Source organism: Shewanella sp. SG41-4, from assembly GCF_014164505.1.
In the GTDB taxonomy this organism is placed as follows: Bacteria; Pseudomonadota; Gammaproteobacteria; order Enterobacterales; family Shewanellaceae; genus Shewanella.
On record NZ_JACJFI010000067.1, the window covers coordinates 1 to 17,503 of the forward strand.

The window sequence follows — 17,503 nt, forward strand, 5'->3', positions numbered from 1 at the left end:
GGGTAGATCAAGGCGAATATTTTTCGCACTCAACCCAGATAACGACCAACTCACACTACCTTTACCACTAACAGCCGTAGCTCGATTACCAATATTAAAATCGATATCAGCTTTACCAAGCAGTAATCCCCATGGGTTTAACTGCCAACTAACGTGTTCTATTTGGCGTTGATCAATGGTGATTAACGCCGCCTTTCCTTGCCAAAGCGTACCTTCGGCACCTGTGATAACGACATTATTAGGTAACGGAGCGATACTGATTAACCAGTTCGCCGGTAAATAAACTAATAAAAACGCTAGGTAAATGATGACGCCAATGACTATTTTTGAAAATAAGCTCACAAAAAATCCTTACTGAGAAAGCTGAATACGTCTTACTTTTACAAAGCCAGCAACGTCTGATTCGGCTAGGTCTACACTGTCCAATGTTAAACCTTTTTGATCTACTAAGTCATGTAAGTAACCCAGTAACGCATCAAATGGCACGTCATCCATCCATAGCTGAATTTTGTCACCTTGCGGCTGCATACGGGTGATCTCTAATTTATATTGTCCAGCCGTTTGATTTACCACAGAACTTAAACTGCCACGAACTTTAGCTTGTGCACCCGCTTGCTTCAGACCCGCTATTTTATTAGCGGTTTGTTTAACATAATTTAACGTTTGCTGTGCTGCGCTGTTATCACGTTCAGCTGTTTCTTGTGCATTCGATATTGGTGTCCAAATACCCCAATACATAATGCCTATTACTAATACTAAGGAACAAAAACCAACAAGTTGTTGCTCTCTAGTGGCTAAACTCTGCCACCAACTACGCATGTTTTCCATGTTATTTATTCCTTAACGTCAGCGTACTGGTAACGCTTTCTTCGCTACTGTTCATGGCACCACCTTCGAGGAGGTAGTCTTTGGTAACAAGCTCTTTAAACTTTTCTATTTGGCCGTACGTTTTTGCTGTGACTTGCATTCGCAACTCATTACGATTTGCTTCGTAACGCAAGGTATTCGGTTTAAGTTCTGGTACTTTACTAAAGGCAGGCTTTAAACCTTCTAGCATTTCAAAAAATACCGCACCGCCACCTTGGCCTTGCATGCTGCGTAATTCACTGCCCATTTGTGATCGCATATTAACAATACGGTTTACACCCGGGACTGCTTGTTTAAAAATCATTTCGCTCTGAGCCTGCAGCTCTGCGGTCTGGTTATTAAGTTGATGAATGGCGATGCCTTTATTTACTAAGGCTAAAACAATCGCAATCAGCACTACAATCGAAGTATTTTTCCAAGTGAGTAACTGTTTGCTGTATTCATGCTTAGGTTTATAAATGCCACTTAATAAATTGATTGGGGCGTTTAAAATGCCTTTTGCTAATACCATCATCGGTAAATCTAGTGGCTTATTGTTAATCTCCACGCCTTCAAATGCAATATCGTCACTGTAACTTGCAACACTAATAGATTCATTATCACTAGGTTTTGCAGCCGTTAATAACTGCGGCAGTGCAAATGCAGACCATGCTTTAGGCACGCTGACACCGCTACCTTCAGAGGTTCTGATTAAATACTCGCTGCCAACACTCATTGCTGCCCAGCGACACTGCTCTAACGGAAGCGCCAAACAGTCTGGCACGATACGTTTCACTTTTAAGCCAGCATGATGCAGCCATTCAAGCCATATTTGCATTTGCTCATGCGCCACAGCAGCCACATTAAGTTGCTCGCCTTCACGAGGCCCAACAACAAAATGCATATTGTCTACATTTGTCGCTAATGATTCCTCTAACATGTATGGCAACGCCTTTAATGCTTGGCGTTGACCTTTTTCGGGCAACATAATTTGTGTCAATGTCATATTGGCCGCAGGCACAAGCACATCAACAGGACGATTCCCCGCACGCTCAGCTAAAGTGCTGAGACTCGCGGCATCAGATAACTCACCAGAAGCGATGATTTCTTGCTCTTGTTCTGACCATACTAGCCACGAACATGGTTGTTCTGATGATTTTCCTAACCGGATAAATAGCCGTTCAGACACTGTTATTCTCCACCGCTCTCAATACGCATTGTTACGTAATGAAATTGTTATTATTGTTGACCACCATACTGACGGGTGAGCACATCTAAATTTTTACCATTACGCTTCAGTACACTTTCCATTCGAAATATTGCATTATCGACTTTGGCGCCAGCTTTCAATGAAAAGTACTGACTATCAACCACAAAACTCGACTTTACATTCGCTTCGGATTTTATGCCACTAAGTGACGAACCTTCCCAAAACTCTTCAATTTTTTCATAGCCATCAGCAGGTCGATTGTTAATAATATTTTCAGCTTCGCTGACTGATATTTTATTTTCTAGCATTGCTGCCAGTAAGGCCGCTTGCTCAACCTTAATGGTATTTACATTTAATAGCTGACTGTCTTCACCGGGTATTGCACATACATAAGGTAAAAGATTCAGGTAAACATCTTGGCTGAACCCTAACACTGCCCGTAACTCACTGCGGTGTTGCATCAGGGTGTTGGCTGCACGATATGGCACATTACGAGATTCATACTCGGCATCTTCTGCACCATACGGGCCAGATACCGTATCTTCGTCGATATAATCTTTAAGAGTTGCCGTTAGTTGCTCTGCACCAAAATCATCAACGCCTAAACTGATCAATAACGATTGAAACTGTATTGCTGCAACCGTCATTTCTGGCTGACCATTTTGAGTTCCTTTCGATGCCTGACCGACGGCATTAATATTAAAACACGCCCGCATATCTTGTATTTCACCGACAATTTCACCGTATTCAGCCGGAAAAACCACATTGGCCAAGGCCCAGTACTGCTGTAAATGTACCGTTCCTTCTGAATCTTCAAAATCTTGCTTGAGCACTTTCATCGCCAGCTCTTCAGCAGACAGAGCATACCAATAAGCCTGATCGTACTGGGCTAAATTAAGGGTTCGGCGCATTGAAAGCTGATTACGGCTGCTAATATTGGTGGCGATAATCACCACCATAGCAACAATTAGCATCACTACAATTAATGCAACTCCACGTTGCTTATGGCCGCCCATTATGGGGATTTCCCATCATCGGTTTCATTTTCATCTTTACTATTTGAACCGTTACGATTGTTGCCACTGTCATTGTCAGACTTAGTTGCTGGAGCACCTTTAGGCAATAAAAAACGACGTTGAATTTTACCCAAGCCTTCTAATTCTATTTCCATCGCAATCCCTTTTGGCATCACGGTTCCATCAACTTGCTTCTGCCATTTATCATCCATATAAAACGAATACTCAATCGACAGCACATGGTCAATAACCACGCTTTTTAATGGCTCAGCACCTGACACAGGTTCAGGATAAGGATAATACCAACGCTCAAGGCGGCCATTTTGAACCACATAAGCTACCGACTGTAAACTGCCTCTGGGTAACATGCCATCTGGGTTTAACCAGCCCAAACGGTAAAATACCAGTGCTTCGGTTTCAGAGTCGAGAATATTGTCACCAGCCTGAAAAAAACGACTGCCACGATCACCTTCAAATAATCGAGGGCTACGTGCCACCATTTGGCCCAAATCACGCTCTAATGCACCAAAACCTTGTTGCAATGATTTAAGCCGAGTAGCGAATTCTTTGGTCACTTCATCATTTTTCATTACCGTCGACAATACCGAGTTTGCCGCGATACCCAGCATGGCAAAAATCGCAATAGCGATAAGCATTTCAAGTAAGGTAAAGCCGCTAGAATACCTAGGCTTTGTCATGTACATAACTACTCACCTGAGCAACAATACGTTCAAATTTGTCGTCGTCACTTATGCTTATACGGATCATTCTAAATTTATCATCGGTGGTTTTAATCACCTCTTGGCGCCAATACCATTCACGGCCCGCCAGTTCTGATTGACCGGTTTTTTGACCAATATCAGGAAAGGTACCAAGCAATCGTACATCGACCATTTGATTACTGGCCACCCATTGCGCTAACGTTCGTTCTTCTAAAATGGGCATATTCGCCATTTGTTCGCCTAAACTTTTGGTGACCGATACCGCTGCAATAGAAAAAACTGCTAAAGCAACAATAACCTCAAGTAAAGTCATACCAAGGCTCTTATCGCGTAAGCTTTTAACGCCAGAGTGACTAACACATGAGTGACTAACACCTAAGTTGTTAATACCTGAGCGGTTAACTTTCCCGTATTGAGGGCGTCGATGTGATGTGAGTTTATTCATCTACACGCCCTAATGTTAAACGGCCTAACGCGTTACCCACAACCAGCACATTGACTGGCTGACGGTCGTCATTAATCGTATTAAAACCCAACTCAAAAGGAGTCATTTCTCCGCTGGGAAACAATAAAATTTGCGGTTCAGGATGTTTCTTTTTTTCTTCTTCGCTCTCTTCGTCGATAAAAGGTTCATCAAACCAAGACTCATTTTGCTCGTCTTCTTGAACTAATGGCATGCCATCGATCACAATATCTAAGGTAATACCGGCATCCATTTTTTTAGCCGATAATAGCCGGTCTTGATCAACAGGCATCCATTTACCTTCTTTATAAAACACGAACTGATATTGGTCTTCGTCAATCACAATGCCAATAAACTGACCGCTTAAGACGCTTTCATCAAGCACCATTTCAGTTGCAGACATAAAACGTTGCGCCTGTTTTTTAAGCATTTGTTCTGGCCCAGCAACACTAATAGATAAGGTTACCGCCGAGGCAACCAAACCCATTAGCAAAGCCACAAGTAACACTTCTAATAAAGTGAAACCGCCTTGACGATGATGAATCATCTTATTGGAAATCTTGTAAATTCCAGCTTCCGATATCGTCTTCAGAACCTGGTTGTCCATCTGGGCCAGCGCTGAAAATGTCTATTTTGCCATTCTCACCTGGGCTTAATAGTAAATAATCATTGCGCCATGGATCTTGTGGTAAACGCTTAACATAACCACCTTCACGGAAATTACGCGGCTCTGGTGACGAGTTAGGCTTTTGCACCAACGCATCAAGACCTTGTTCTGTCGTTGGATAAATACTGTTATCTAACTTGTACATATCCAATGCATTTTCGAGCGCTACAATATCTGACACCGCTTTTTGTTGATCAGCTTTGTCTTTGTTACCCATCAGGTTGGGTACAACCATTGACGCTAAAATACCTAAAATAACAATCACCACCATTACTTCCAGTAAGGTGAAGCCACGTTGTTTATTCTTATGTTGCATTAATTACTTCCTCTAAAAATTGTCTATATATTCACGTGTAAAATTAGATATTAAGCTTGGTATATATTTACCACAGCTAGATACACAAAACGTCAAACCTAGCCGCTGATTAAGTTATTTAACTCTAAAATAGGCTGTAAAATGGCCATTACAATAAATAATACAACCGATGCCATACTCACGACTAACATGGGTTCAAATACTCCCAACGCAATATTAACGTTCGACTCGAACTCTCGGTCTTGGTTATCTGCTGCACGTTCTAGCATGTTTTCTAACTGACCACTTTTTTCACCCGATGCAATCATATACAACATCATTGCAGGGAACAGCTTAGTATTAGTCAACGCCGTTCCTAAACTAGTTCCTTCACGCACTCGCGCCGTAGCCTCATCAACTGCGGCACGTACCTTAACATTCTGCAAAACTTCACTGGCGATACGCATTCCATCAAGTAATGGTACCGAGCTGGCTGACAAAATACTTAATGTCCGTGCAAATCTCGCGGTATTCAGCCCTTTGCTTACTTTGCCAATAACGGGCATTTGTAATAGTGCAGTGTCATATTTCATCCGCATAATCGGGTTGGTCAGCAGTCGCTGGAACATCACCATAGCAGCAAAGATAAGCAGTACGACCACAACCCCCCAATGTTGTACAAAATCTGAGGCGAGAATCAAAAACTGAGTTGTACCGGGTAATTCTTGGCCCATATGCTCAAACTGCCCAACAACCTTGGGCACCACGGCAGCCAATAACACGGCAATAACACCAATAGCGACCACGGTTAATACAATAGGGTAAATCATTGCTTGAGTAAGCTTGGATTTGAGTTGCTGGCGACGCTCGGTGTAATCAGCGAGTCGGTTAAGCACCACTTCTAAATGGCCTGATTTCTCACCCGACGCTACCATCGCGCGGTATAAGTCATCAAACACATGCGGAAATTCAGCCATTGAGTCTGCTAAGCTGTAACCTTCAACCACCCGAGAGCGCACCGCCATAATCATGCTGCCTAGGCGATCTTTCTCAGACTGTTGACCTACGGCTTTTAATGCTTCTTCAATCGGTAAACCTGCAGCCACTAATGTCGCGATTTGGCGGGTGATCAATGCCAGTTCGGCAACTGAAATACGTCTTTTAAAGAGGTTTGCTAGATTAAAACCGCCACGCTGTGAACGTGCTTCTTTCTCGCTGACTGGCTGAAGTTCAAGCGGCATAAGGCGCTGCTCACGCAGCTGACTTCTTGCATGACGCGCGGTATCGGCTTCAATCACACCTTTTTGTTGCTTGCCTTTGCTATCAAGGGCTTTGTATTCAAACGCCGCCATTGATTACTCCTCGCGTGTAACGCGCAATACTTCTTCTAGCGTTGTCACACCGGCGAGTACTTTACTCATGCCGTCATGGCGAATACTTGGAATCGATTTACGCACATATTTTTCAATGGCTAATTCGCCCCTGCCGCCATGAATTAACTCACGGACATTGTCATCAACGATAAGCAACTCATGAATACCTGTTCGACCACGATAACCATTTTGGCCACAGGCCTTACAACCTTTAGCGCGATAAATAATCCGTGTGTCGTTTGCGGTAATACCCAGTAACTCGCGTTCACGCTCATCAGGCTCATGTGCTTCTTTACACTGTGGGCATAAAGTACGAATTAGACGTTGAGCAAGCACCCCAAGTAAACTTGATGACACTAAAAAGGGTTCTACACCCATATCTTGCAAACGGGTAATTGCCCCGGATGCAGTATTGGTATGTAAGGTTGAAATCACTAAGTGACCGGTTAATGATGCTTGCACAGCAATTTGCGCTGTTTCTAAATCACGAATTTCACCAATCATCACCACATCGGGATCTTGACGTAAAATTGCGCGTAATCCTCGAGCAAAAGTCATGTCGACCTTAGTGTTTACCTGAGTTTGACCAACACCCTCTAACTCATACTCAATAGGATCTTCAACGGTTAAAATGTTGGTATCTTTTGAATTGATTTCCGTTAACCCAGCGTACAAGGTGGTACTTTTACCAGAACCTGTAGGCCCGGTAACAAGAATAATGCCGTGCGGCTTACGAATTAAATCATCGAACTTTTCACGAATACCTGGTGTCATACCCAGTTGTTGTAAGTCTAAGTTACCGGTATTTTTGTCCAGTAAGCGCATTACCACACGTTCACCATGACTTGATGGCATAGTTGATACACGCACATCGACAGCACGACCAGCAATGCGCAACGAAATACGACCATCTTGTGGCAGACGTTTTTCAGCGATGTCTAAACGTGCCATGACTTTAATACGTGACACCAACAAAGAAGATAATTTACGATTTGGCTTTAACACTTCTTTCAAGACGCCATCAATACGGAAACGAACGATTAATTGTTTCTCGTAGGTTTCGACGTGAATGTCTGATGCTTCTTCTTTAATTGCTTCCGATAACAGCGCATTAATTAATTTAATAATCGGCGCATCATCATCGCCTTCAAGCAAGTCTTCCGTTTGTGGCAGTTCTTCAGCCAGAGTAAACAAGTCCATTTCGTTACCAATATCTTCCATAAGCTGTTGGGCTTCTGAAGAGTTGGCTTGGTACGCTAGGGTCAATTTAGCTTCAAACTTAGCCACTTCTAGCTTGATTAACGGCAACTCAACACCCGCGTAACGCCGTACCTCTAGCATGGCACTAAGCGGTGTGTTATCGGTATAGAAAAGACAAAGCTGCTCGTTTTCTTTCGCTAACACTAATTGAAAGCGGTGCGAGAAGGCAAACGGCAAGCGTTCTTTACTCGTCGAATGAAAAACCTCATCACCTTCAACAACTTCCATGGCAACGTCACTAGAAACTTGGGCTAATGGTTCTGTCATCACGCTATCAGTCATTGTTTTGAGCCTTGTCCTTTTGCATGCTTTCATCGATGGTGCGCAAGGCTGGGTCTGAATCACGTATATCGGTGCTCAGCCCTTTGCCGCTTTTATAGCGCTCAAGCATGTCATTCACTTCATCTGGCAAGTAAGCCTCTTGATCCCATTCTTCAAGAACCGGAACTTGAGTATTTGGCATTAAATTAATACCACGTGCTTGTTGCTCAAGCTGTAATGCTCTGAAGTAATTATATTTACGACCGGCAATCCCTTCCATTGTCATACCGTCACGGATAATGGTCGGCTTAATGAAAATCATTAAATTCTTCTTAGTTTTCTTACTAGAAGAAGATTTGAATAAATGTCCAATGAATGGAATATCGCCAAGAATTGGGACTTTTTGAATACTTTCTTGTACTTCTTCGTTAATTAAGCCACCCAGCACTACAATTTGGCCAGAATCTGCCATAACAGTGGTCGTTAAACGACGAGTGGAGAAACTGATGTCAACACCAGTGTTACCGTTAACCCCCGACACTTCTTGTTCAATCGTTAATTTAACCGATGAACCTTCGTTGATTTGCGGTACCACTTTTAGTTTAACCCCTACTTCCTTACGTTCTACCGTTTGGAATGGATTATCATTGTTAGAGCTTGAGGTTGAACCGGTAATAATCGGCACTTCATCACCAACAATAAACGACGCTTCTTGGTTATCGAGCGTGGTAATAGACGGTGTTGCCAGCACGTTTGAATTAGTATCACTCGACACAGCTTGGATTAACGCAGCAAAGTTACCTGTGGTCACGCCCCACGCCATACCATTCACTTTCCCCAACGCTTGCGCGATCAAGGTATAATCACCGTCTGAAGTAGGGTTAGTTGTCGTTACCGGATTACCATTACCATCAATAGTCGTCACGCTAGTGCCATCAGTTTCGCGTGCAGACCAGACTCCGGCACCCACCTCTCCAATAGTAGGGCCTATATTATTAAATTGAGTTAAACCGCCTGCTTCGCTGCCCCATTGCACTCCAAAACCAACGTTATCGCCTTCAGCGATTTCAACAATAATGGCTTCAACGAGCACTTGAGCACGTCTAATATCAAGCTGATTAATGACGCTTTCAATGGTACGCAGTTGATCTGGTTCGGCACTAATGACCAGTGAGTTAGTGTCGCTGTGGGCCATAATATTGATATCACTACGACGCTTACTTGAGTTGCCTTGCTGAGTACTGGCACCCTCTTTATTATCTTGTAAGTTTTGTGCAAATCCGGTTAATACTTCAACCAAGTCTTCTGCTTTGGCATAACGTAAATAACGTACCTTGGTGTTACCCGTGCTCGCCTGCTCAGCATCGAGGCGTTTAATGAGTTCGATTACACGTTGACGGCTTTTTTCATCGCCACTGACAATAACCGCATTCATGCGCTCATCTGCAACCACTTTTGGCGCTTGGCCAGGCAGTTGCGATTGGTTAGCACTAGAACGATATAAGGTATCGACTATACGAACTATTTCCCCTGCAGAGGCATAATCTAATGCCACGACTTGCACGTCGGTATCACCCTGCTTATCCACTCGGCGAACAATCTCTACCAACTTGTTCACTACCGCTGCGCGGCCTGAAATCATTAGTACATTCGATTGATCATAGTTAACAACGTTACCGCCACCAGCATTATCATTTAGCTGACGTAGCAACGGAGCAAGTTGTTTAGCTTCAGAATTGTATAAAGGAACAATCCGGGTAACCATTTCATCGCCAACGCCAGGTGACTTGTCATCGGCGACACGAATAGCAGCCATTTTAGCGTCTTTGTCTTTAATGACTTTAATGACGTGGTTTTCCATTTCAACCACTGCATAGCCATACACTTGAAGCACATTAAGGAAGAATTGGTAATATTGATCATCATTGAGTAAATCGTAGCTACGGACATTAATCTTGCCACGTACCGTTGGATCTACAATAATGGTTTTATTGAGATTTTTGCCGACAATATTAATAAACTCTTGAATGTCAGTGCCTTTAAAATTGGCGGCATATTGTTCCGACCAAGCACTCGGCGCCGCTATCATTGCTGCACCCATAAGCATCCCAGCAATAATCTTCTGTCGGATCCCTTTATTATTCATTCTATTCAATCCTCTAACGCCAAATTATTCTGGCAAACTAAACATGATTTCGACCAACTGCCCTTCACGCTCAACCATGACAGCCATTTCGGTGAGCTCAGGCAGTTGTGCCATCACTTCTAATGCCTGACCCATATCGGTCAGATCAAATCCATTTATTGATTTTGCTAAATCATTAGCCTGAAAACCCGCTTGCTTAAACAACTCAGCATCCTTACCAGGATTTAAACGATAACCCGCTAATTCATCGCCATTACGTACCGGTGAAATAGCTAAAAAGTCAGTTATTTTACTTGGGTCTGCTAATAACTCCTCACGAGAATTAGACAGATCTTCAGAAAAACGTTGATTATCGCGACGATCCACTCGGGTTACCTGTTGATCAACTTTTGCTTGTTGTAACTGAGAGTTTGCTTCACTTTGCGTAGTATATTTAAGACCATCAAGCATTAAGGTTTCATAACGACCACTATTACTAATAATGATACGATCTGCATAAACCTCTTTTAAAGAAGCTGAAGTCCCTTTAATTTTATCGCCTAAGCTATAGGTTTCTTGTTGCCCACTTGATTCAATAATGGCTAAACCTTGGGATTCTTCGGTGGACGCTACAACCCCAGTTAATTGAATAGACAGGTTTGTTTTAGGCGCATCAGTGATTTGTTCTACGACTTCAGCTTTGGGTTTATTGCTATTGTTGTCTAGGCGACCAAAAAGCAATAGGTTACGTACACCGGCAAGCTCAATACGCTTTGCAGTGCCAACTGAGATGGGGGATGGTTGCCACACCGCAGATTGCGATGATACTGGCATCAACTTCCATGTGATCTGTGCAGCGAGTAGCAACACAATGATCAATCCAAGCCAAAATACAATCATACTCAATAGCTTATGTGGTATTTTTGCTGTGTTGGTGATCAGTTTATCTAATAAATCCATATGTTATTGGACCCTCTATACGACTTGGTACAGGTCTCTGTTCTAATTGTGAATAATATGCGTTAAATATATGTGTAGCCATCATGCTAACTCACACAGGATAAAGCAACAACCCCAGAGCATATCGATTGGCGAATCTCCATCAAATATGCTAACTTTGCGCCCATAAAAAGAGCCATAATATTGCCCTCTATTACGATAATACACACATTGTATGGCAGTTAGGTTACTCAGTCTGTGAAATCATCCCTGTTTTGGAGGTCATTTGACTCAAAATCAGCCCGAAAAAAGCTTTATTCGGCTCGACAAATGGTTATGGGCGGCACGATTTTATAAAACCCGCGCTATCGCAAAAGACATGATCAATGGCGGTAAAGTACATTACAACGGCCAGCGGACGAAATCCAGTAAGAATGCTGAAGCGGGTGCAAAAATTCGTCTACGCCAAGGTAATGATGATAGAGAGATTATTGTCCTCCAATTATCTGGTCATAGACAAAGTGCCAGTGTGGCGCAAACCCTATACGAAGAAACACCTGAGAGTATTAGCAAACGAATTATTAACGCTGAAGCCCGACGGCTAAATATTTTGAACAATCCGGCGCCAGACCATAAACCGGATAAAAAACAAAGACGACAGATTATGCGCTTTAAAGATTACTAAGCGCCCAAAAAGTAAGAGAATGCAAATGAACAACGATATTTTACATCGCTACATTTTTGATAATGCCGATGTGCGAGGCGAGATAGTCCAATTAGAAAGTAGTTACCAAGAAGTGCTTTCTGCACATATCTATCCGGTTGCCTTACAAGCCCTAATCGGTGAGTTAATGGCCGCAACATCATTACTCACGGCAACGATTAAGTTTAGCGGTGACATTAGCGTACAGTTACAGGGCGATGGCCCGGTTTCTTTAGCGGTAATTAATGGTAACAACAAGCAAGTATTACGTGGTGTTGCACGTTGGAACGGCGATATTGCTGCTGATGCAAGCTTGCAACAAATGTTCGGTAAAGGCTATATGGTCATTACGTTAACTCCTGATGAAGGAGAACGTTATCAAGGCATTGTGTCATTAGACCATGTAAACTTAGCAGCTTGCTTAGAAGAGTATTTTAATCAATCAGAGCAGCTACCTACCCAAATACAGTTATTTGCTAACGGCAAACAAGCTGCAGGGATGTTGTTGCAAGTATTACCTGCCAAGTCTGGTAGTTATGAAGATTTTGAACATCTCTCAGCATTAACCTCTACCATTAAAGCAGAAGAGTTATTCACTCTTGATGCAGAACAGGTATTACATCGCTTGTATCATCAAGAAGAAGTACGCTTATTTGATCCTGTCGATGTTACATTTAAATGTAGTTGTTCTCGTGATCGCAGTGCTGCAGCAATCAAAACGTTACCCCAATCTGAAGTTGAAGAGATTTTGGCCGAAGAAGGGAAAATCGATATGGATTGTGAGTATTGCACAGCCAAGTATTCTTTTGATGCGATAGATATTGCGGCGTTATATTCTGGTAGTCATAGCAGCCAGTCACAACAGTAACCAATACCGCAACCAACTACGTAACCACTTACAAAAAAAGCGCATTAAGCGCTTTTTTTACGCATCTCCCACCTTAAAAAAACAACAAACACGAAAAACTTTCAAAAAAATTACCAAACTGTTCGTTACCAGGGCATTAACTTGCGTTACAATCCCCCCACTTTAGCTTATAGCCATCGCGCAAAAATAATAACAAGCAAAGTTTGAACACCTAACCCCCAATAGCTATTCACTGCGAAACACGACCTAAAAGACATGGAGATCAACACTATGGCGGATGTATCTAACCGCGTTCACCTCAACCCTACGACAGCACAGTTAGTAGAAATCGCGCTTCTTCGTGGAGAAGGTCAACTGACCGCAAATGGTGCCTTAGTGGCCAAAACAGGGGAAAGAACGGGTCGTTCACCTAATGACCGGTTTATCGTCAAAGAGGCAAACACTGAAGCCGACATTGAATGGGGCAAAGTAAACCGTCCGTTTGAAGCGGGTAAATTTGATGCATTATGGGGTCGAGTAGAAGCCTACCTTGCTGACAAAGAGTTATTTACCTCAGAACTCGAAGTTGGCGCAGATGATGACCATTACATTCCTGTACGCGTGACCACTGAGTTTGCGTGGCATCAACTATTTGCACGCAATTTATTTATCGCCCCAGAAACCTTTAATCGTGGTAACAAAGACACATGGCAAATAATCAATGCGCCAGGGTTTGTATGTGAACCAGAACGCGATGGCACCCATTCTGAAGCCGCTGTTATTCTAAACTTTGCCGAGCGAAAAGTACTACTTGTTGGTTTGAAGTATGCAGGTGAAATGAAGAAATCGATGTTCTCGGTGCAAAACTTTTTATTACCCGCTAAAGGTGTGTTACCAATGCATTGTTCGGCTAACGTCGGCCACGATGGTGATACCACATTATTCTTCGGCCTATCGGGCACCGGTAAAACCACTCTTTCAGCTGATCCAAAACGTTTCCTTATCGGTGATGATGAGCACGGCTGGGCACCCGGTGGCGTATTTAACATCGAAGGCGGTTGCTATGCAAAATGTATCGATCTTAGCCAAAAAAATGAACCTGTAATTTGGGATGCGATTCGTTTCGGTACCGTATTAGAAAACGTAGTGCTTGATGAACAGCGAGTACCTGACTATAAAGATACCAGCCTGACTGAAAACAGCCGTGCTGCTTACCCTTTAGAGCATATCGCGCAACGTAAAGAAGATAACCGTGGCGCAGAACCTCATGCTGTAGTGTTTTTAACTTGTGATGTATCAGGTGTATTACCGCCAGTGTCGGTATTAAGCAAAGAACAAGCTGCATATCACTTCTTATCGGGTTACACCGCGAAAGTTGGCTCAACAGAAATGGGCTCGACTTCTGCAATTCAGTCAACCTTCTCTACTTGTTTCGGTGCACCATTCTTCCCACGTCCAGCTGGAGTGTATGCAGAGCTACTAATGAAACGCATTGAGTCGTTTGGCAGCCAAGTTTACCTTGTTAATACAGGCTGGACCGGTGGTCCACATGGTGTAGGTAAACGTTTTGATATCCCGACAACTCGCGCCATTGTGGATGCCATTGTGAGTGGTGAGTTAAAAGATGTTGCAACTGTTTATATCGATAAACTGAACTTAAACGTACCTGTTAGTGTATCGGGTGTTAATACTGCTTTATTAAACCCCGTCAACACATGGGCAGATAAAGCTGAGTATGACAAATATGCACAGCAGCTAGCACAAGAATTCAGTGATAACTTTGCAAAATATAAGGTGTCTGAAGCCATTAAAAATGCAGGCCCGAACGTGTAAATAAGCTACCCATTATTCGCAGCTCTTTATTTAATGCGATGTAACTTAAAAATCCCAACTTCGGTTGGGATTTTTTCTCTGCACAAATCCAGTTTATTTATAAGGGTAAAAGCAACTGAAACTGTTGATAGGCAGTGTTATGATGCTATTACCGTATTTCGACACCATCACCATTCACAGGGATATTCATGCGCCGCTTTTTGCTTGCTAGTTTAATGGTTAGTCCGTTACTTATCTGTTCCACTTTCACTCATGCTAACAATGCAGTACCTGCAACGCCTCAAGTACCTGCAGAGCAAATAACGCATCTCGAAAACGACAGTATACTGCCACCCATTCACCCTTGGTCAGGCGCCAGTGAAAGCTTACTGTTAAGTGCAGAGCAACCATGGGCAACCCCTTTTGAGCAACAAGGTTATGTTTCCAGCCCAAACTATCACGACACCATGGAATGGTTAGACAAACTCGTCGGCAGTAGCGACGTGTTGCAAAAAATCAGCATTGGTAAAAGCCCGCAAGGACGAGATATATGGATGATTATTGCGTCACAAGACGGGGTGTCAACGGCACAAGCATTAAGTGATAACGGTAAAGCAACGGTATTAGTGCAAGCAGGTATTCATTCAGGTGAAATTGACGGTAAAGATGCAGGCATGATGCTACTGCGAGACATCAGCCATCGTAACAAACGCGATTTACTTGAAAACGTTAATCTACTGTTTATTCCTATTTTCAGTGTTGATGCCCACGAACGTAGCAATCAATTCAATAGGGTCAATCAACGCGGTCCGATCAATATGGGCTGGCGAACTACAGCCAACAATCTTAATTTAAACCGTGATTATGCTAAAGCTGACGCACTAGAAATGCAGCACCTCATTCGAGCGATTAACACTTGGCAACCCGACTTATATATTGATGTCCATGTAACCGATGGTATTGACTACCAATACGATGTCACCTTTGGCTACAACGTTGCACAAGGCTATAGCCCAAGTATTTTTACCTGGTTAGAGTCTATTTACCGCCCTGCGGTTGAACATACATTAGCCGAACAAGGCCACATTCCAGGACAATTGGTATTTGCTAACGATAATACTGACATGACTAAAGGTCTGTCATTGTGGAACCCTAGTCCACGTTTTTCCAATGGGTACGGTGACGCTCGTCATTTACCAACTATTTTAATTGAAAACCATAGCCTTAAACCTTATAAGCAACGCGTTCTAGGTACTTACGTTACACTCGAACAAACCCTTAAAACGGTGGCAAAAAATAGCACTAAACTAAAGTCTGCGATTAATGAAGATAAATATCGTAATCCAAGCGAGTTAACCATTAGTTGGCAAAGTGAAACCTTAGCAGAAGGAAAAGACTTTAAAGGGATTGATTACCGTATTGAGCAAAGCCCAATCAGTGGTGACAAAGTTGTACGCTGGACTGGAGAACCTAAGTTATATGAAAACTTACCGATTGTAGCTAACACAAAAGCAGATATCACGGTAACTCGGCCTGTGGCTTATTATATTCCACCACAATGGACAAACGTTATTGAGCGTTTATCATTACATGGTATTCGAATGACACGACTGAATAAGCCAACGTCGATCACCGCGCAACAATATCAATTCAGCGACCCATTATTCTCAAGTGCTGATTACGAAGGTCATCAAACGGTAACGGCAACAACGACTATTCACAAAGTAAACGTCCATCTTCCAGCGGGTAGCATGCGCATTCCAACCGACCAGCCTTTGGGTGACTTAGCAATGCTATTGCTTGAACCTCAAGCTGAGGACTCATTGTTTTATTGGGGAATGTTCAATACCATTTTTACCCGCACAGAATACATTGAAGACTATGCAGTGGAGCGTTTAGCGGCAAAAATGCTAATCGACAATCCAGCCCTACAAGCAGAATTTGATCAAGCGCTTAAAGACCCTGATTTTGCTAAAGATAGCCAAGCAAGATTACGCTGGTTTTACCAACGCAGCCCATACTACGACAACGAATACATGAAGTATCCGGTGTTACGATCTTCTAAATAGATTAAACACGAATTAAACGATTTGGTTAAAAAATGCCGTATCACTCTACAAGTGTTACGGCATTTTTTGTGGGGGCTTGTGTTAAGTTTATTCATGAATTTTGACTTTGCTTCGGTTTTTTAGGTGGTAACTGTGGCGATAACTGTGGATTAGCCAAGTCAACAATACGACTGTTGTTATATCGACTCAGTAAGAATATCTCTCGTGTTGTTTGATGCTGCTCAATAAAATCATGCTATTGACCTGTAGCAATGAGCATCTCTAAACCTTGAGTAATGCGCTGTGCTAACCATGCATGGTCATTGCTAACAACAATACCTGCCGAACCATAATCGCCAGCGGTTAGTTTAGGTTAATAACGGTTGCAACAAATCGAAGTAATACTGGTAAGGGGTATTTTCTGAAGATAGAACTGGTTGAATGCGCACTTATTGTCGGCTAAAGGAAATACAAACCAATAAATGATCAGTGCCACACTCATTAACGACTTAACCATTATAACCGCCATCATTGGGGCCCAATTACTTCAGTCTAGGCGAAAAACAATTGCAAACTATTTTTAAATATAAAATTTCATAAATATAGGTAACTTACCGTTCCATTGGACGATCTAACTCATACTGCTCAATCAACGATAATTTTTGCTTGCGAGTATATTTTTTAATGGCAATTTCGCGCTTTGACGCTTCACTTCGATCAGCTAATAATTCTTGATAAACGAGGGTTAATGGGCCTTTCCCCTTTAAATATTTAGCTGCTTTAGGGCCGCTAGCTTGATGTTCGGCAAAACGACGTGAAATATCCGTGGTGATACCCGTGTATAAATGTGAGTTCGCACAGCGAATAATGTATAAGTACCAATGAATATTGGTGATATTTTTCGGCATAAAATATA

The 17,503-nt window shown here is 42.6% G+C and carries 17 protein-coding genes; 4 read left to right on the forward strand and 13 right to left on the reverse strand.

Going from position 1 to position 17,503, the window contains the following annotated elements; genetic code table 11:
* The 12 genes from gspN to gspC all read right to left on the reverse strand — a co-directional run.
* On the reverse strand, window positions 1-342 hold a 342-nt coding region (gene gspN, locus H5202_RS08595; protein WP_182771716.1), incomplete at its 3' end, for a type II secretion system protein N.
* Between the two features lie 9 nt (window positions 343-351).
* Entirely contained in the window at window positions 352-828 is a 477-nt protein-coding gene (locus tag H5202_RS08600; RefSeq protein WP_182771717.1) for a type II secretion system protein M, read from the reverse strand.
* A gap of 1 nt (window position 829) precedes the next feature.
* Window positions 830-2,035 (reverse strand): type II secretion system protein GspL, encoded by a 1,206-nt coding sequence (gene gspL / locus H5202_RS08605; RefSeq protein WP_182771718.1) that lies wholly within the window; start codon window positions 2,033-2,035, stop codon window positions 830-832.
* Window positions 2,036-2,085: 50 nt separating this feature from the next.
* On the reverse strand, window positions 2,086-3,072 hold the full coding sequence (gspK, locus tag H5202_RS08610; RefSeq protein ID WP_182771719.1) for a type II secretion system minor pseudopilin GspK: 987 nt from the start codon (window positions 3,070-3,072) through the stop codon (window positions 2,086-2,088).
* Complete coding sequence (gene gspJ / locus H5202_RS08615; RefSeq protein ID WP_182771720.1) at window positions 3,072-3,776, reverse strand: type II secretion system minor pseudopilin GspJ; 705 nt, start codon at window positions 3,774-3,776, stop codon at window positions 3,072-3,074. The genes gspK and gspJ overlap by 1 nt, the downstream gene beginning before the upstream one ends.
* A complete protein-coding gene (gspI, locus tag H5202_RS08620; protein WP_443019386.1) occupies window positions 3,757-4,182 on the reverse strand; it encodes a type II secretion system minor pseudopilin GspI in 426 nt (141 codons plus the stop codon). Before gspI ends, gspJ begins: the two co-directional genes overlap by 20 nt.
* 49 nt (window positions 4,183-4,231) lie before the next feature.
* Window positions 4,232-4,804: a type II secretion system minor pseudopilin GspH gene (gene gspH, locus H5202_RS08625; protein WP_182771721.1), complete on the reverse strand. Its 573-nt coding sequence runs from the start codon at window positions 4,802-4,804 to the stop codon at window positions 4,232-4,234.
* A gap of 1 nt (window position 4,805) precedes the next feature.
* The gene (gspG, locus tag H5202_RS08630; protein ID WP_182771722.1) at window positions 4,806-5,240 is read right to left on the reverse strand and encodes a type II secretion system major pseudopilin GspG; all 435 of its coding nucleotides are present in this window, start codon (window positions 5,238-5,240) and stop codon (window positions 4,806-4,808) included.
* Window positions 5,241-5,338: 98 nt separating this feature from the next.
* Entirely contained in the window at window positions 5,339-6,571 is a 1,233-nt protein-coding gene (gene gspF / locus H5202_RS08635) for a type II secretion system inner membrane protein GspF (RefSeq protein WP_182771723.1), read from the reverse strand.
* A 3-nt stretch (window positions 6,572-6,574) separates the two neighbouring features.
* Window positions 6,575-8,119, reverse strand: a complete 1,545-nt coding sequence (gspE, locus tag H5202_RS08640) for a type II secretion system ATPase GspE (protein ID WP_443019387.1) — start codon at window positions 8,117-8,119, stop codon at window positions 6,575-6,577.
* A gap of 7 nt (window positions 8,120-8,126) precedes the next feature.
* Window positions 8,127-10,259 (reverse strand): type II secretion system secretin GspD, encoded by a 2,133-nt coding sequence (gene gspD, locus H5202_RS08645; RefSeq protein ID WP_182771724.1) that lies wholly within the window; start codon window positions 10,257-10,259, stop codon window positions 8,127-8,129.
* 24 nt (window positions 10,260-10,283) lie between these two features.
* The gene (gene gspC / locus H5202_RS08650) at window positions 10,284-11,198 is read right to left on the reverse strand and encodes a type II secretion system protein GspC (protein WP_182771725.1); all 915 of its coding nucleotides are present in this window, start codon (window positions 11,196-11,198) and stop codon (window positions 10,284-10,286) included.
* A 265-nt stretch (window positions 11,199-11,463) separates the two neighbouring features.
* Between gspC and hslR the strand changes: the two genes are divergently transcribed.
* The 4 genes from hslR (at window position 11,464) to H5202_RS08670 (ending at window position 16,608) form a co-directional block, all read left to right on the forward strand.
* Window positions 11,464-11,862, forward strand: a complete 399-nt coding sequence (gene hslR / locus H5202_RS08655; RefSeq protein ID WP_182771726.1) for a ribosome-associated heat shock protein Hsp15 — start codon at window positions 11,464-11,466, stop codon at window positions 11,860-11,862.
* A 25-nt stretch (window positions 11,863-11,887) separates the two neighbouring features.
* Entirely contained in the window at window positions 11,888-12,748 is an 861-nt protein-coding gene (gene hslO / locus H5202_RS08660; RefSeq protein WP_182771727.1) for an Hsp33 family molecular chaperone HslO, read from the forward strand.
* Window positions 12,749-13,003: 255 nt separating this feature from the next.
* Window positions 13,004-14,560 carry a phosphoenolpyruvate carboxykinase gene (locus H5202_RS08665; protein WP_182771728.1) on the forward strand — a complete coding sequence of 519 codons (1,557 nt, stop codon included), beginning with the start codon at window positions 13,004-13,006 and terminating at the stop codon, window positions 14,558-14,560.
* 188 nt (window positions 14,561-14,748) lie between these two features.
* Entirely contained in the window at window positions 14,749-16,608 is a 1,860-nt protein-coding gene (locus H5202_RS08670) for a M14 family metallopeptidase (RefSeq protein WP_182771729.1), read from the forward strand.
* Between the two features lie 590 nt (window positions 16,609-17,198).
* Here the strand turns inward: H5202_RS08670 and H5202_RS08675 are convergent.
* The coding region (locus H5202_RS08675; protein ID WP_259397245.1) for a GIY-YIG nuclease family protein at window positions 17,199-17,503 on the reverse strand (305 nt) is incomplete at its 5' end.

Excerpts from the sequence above, each read along its gene's own strand:
- H5202_RS08600 (WP_182771717.1), bottom strand. The coding sequence starts at position 828 with ATGGAAAACATGCGTAGTTGGTGGCAGAGTTTAGCCACTAGAGAGCAA.
- gspK (WP_182771719.1), bottom strand. The coding sequence starts at position 3,072 with ATGGGCGGCCATAAGCAACGTGGAGTTGCATTAATTGTAGTGATGCTA.
- gspJ (WP_182771720.1), bottom strand. The coding sequence starts at position 3,776 with ATGTACATGACAAAGCCTAGGTATTCTAGCGGCTTTACCTTACTTGAA.
- gspH (WP_182771721.1), bottom strand. The coding sequence starts at position 4,804 with ATGATTCATCATCGTCAAGGCGGTTTCACTTTATTAGAAGTGTTACTT.
- gspG (WP_182771722.1), bottom strand. The coding sequence starts at position 5,240 with ATGCAACATAAGAATAAACAACGTGGCTTCACCTTACTGGAAGTAATG.
- gspF (WP_182771723.1), bottom strand. The coding sequence starts at position 6,571 with ATGGCGGCGTTTGAATACAAAGCCCTTGATAGCAAAGGCAAGCAACAA.
- gspE (WP_443019387.1), bottom strand. The coding sequence starts at position 8,119 with ATGACAGAACCATTAGCCCAAGTTTCTAGTGACGTTGCCATGGAAGTT.
- gspD (WP_182771724.1), bottom strand. The coding sequence starts at position 10,259 with ATGAATAATAAAGGGATCCGACAGAAGATTATTGCTGGGATGCTTATG.
- gspC (WP_182771725.1), bottom strand. The coding sequence starts at position 11,198 with ATGGATTTATTAGATAAACTGATCACCAACACAGCAAAAATACCACAT.
- hslO (WP_182771727.1), top strand. The coding sequence starts at position 11,888 with ATGAACAACGATATTTTACATCGCTACATTTTTGATAATGCCGATGTG.
- H5202_RS08665 (WP_182771728.1), top strand. The coding sequence starts at position 13,004 with ATGGAGATCAACACTATGGCGGATGTATCTAACCGCGTTCACCTCAAC.
- H5202_RS08670 (WP_182771729.1), top strand. The coding sequence starts at position 14,749 with ATGCGCCGCTTTTTGCTTGCTAGTTTAATGGTTAGTCCGTTACTTATC.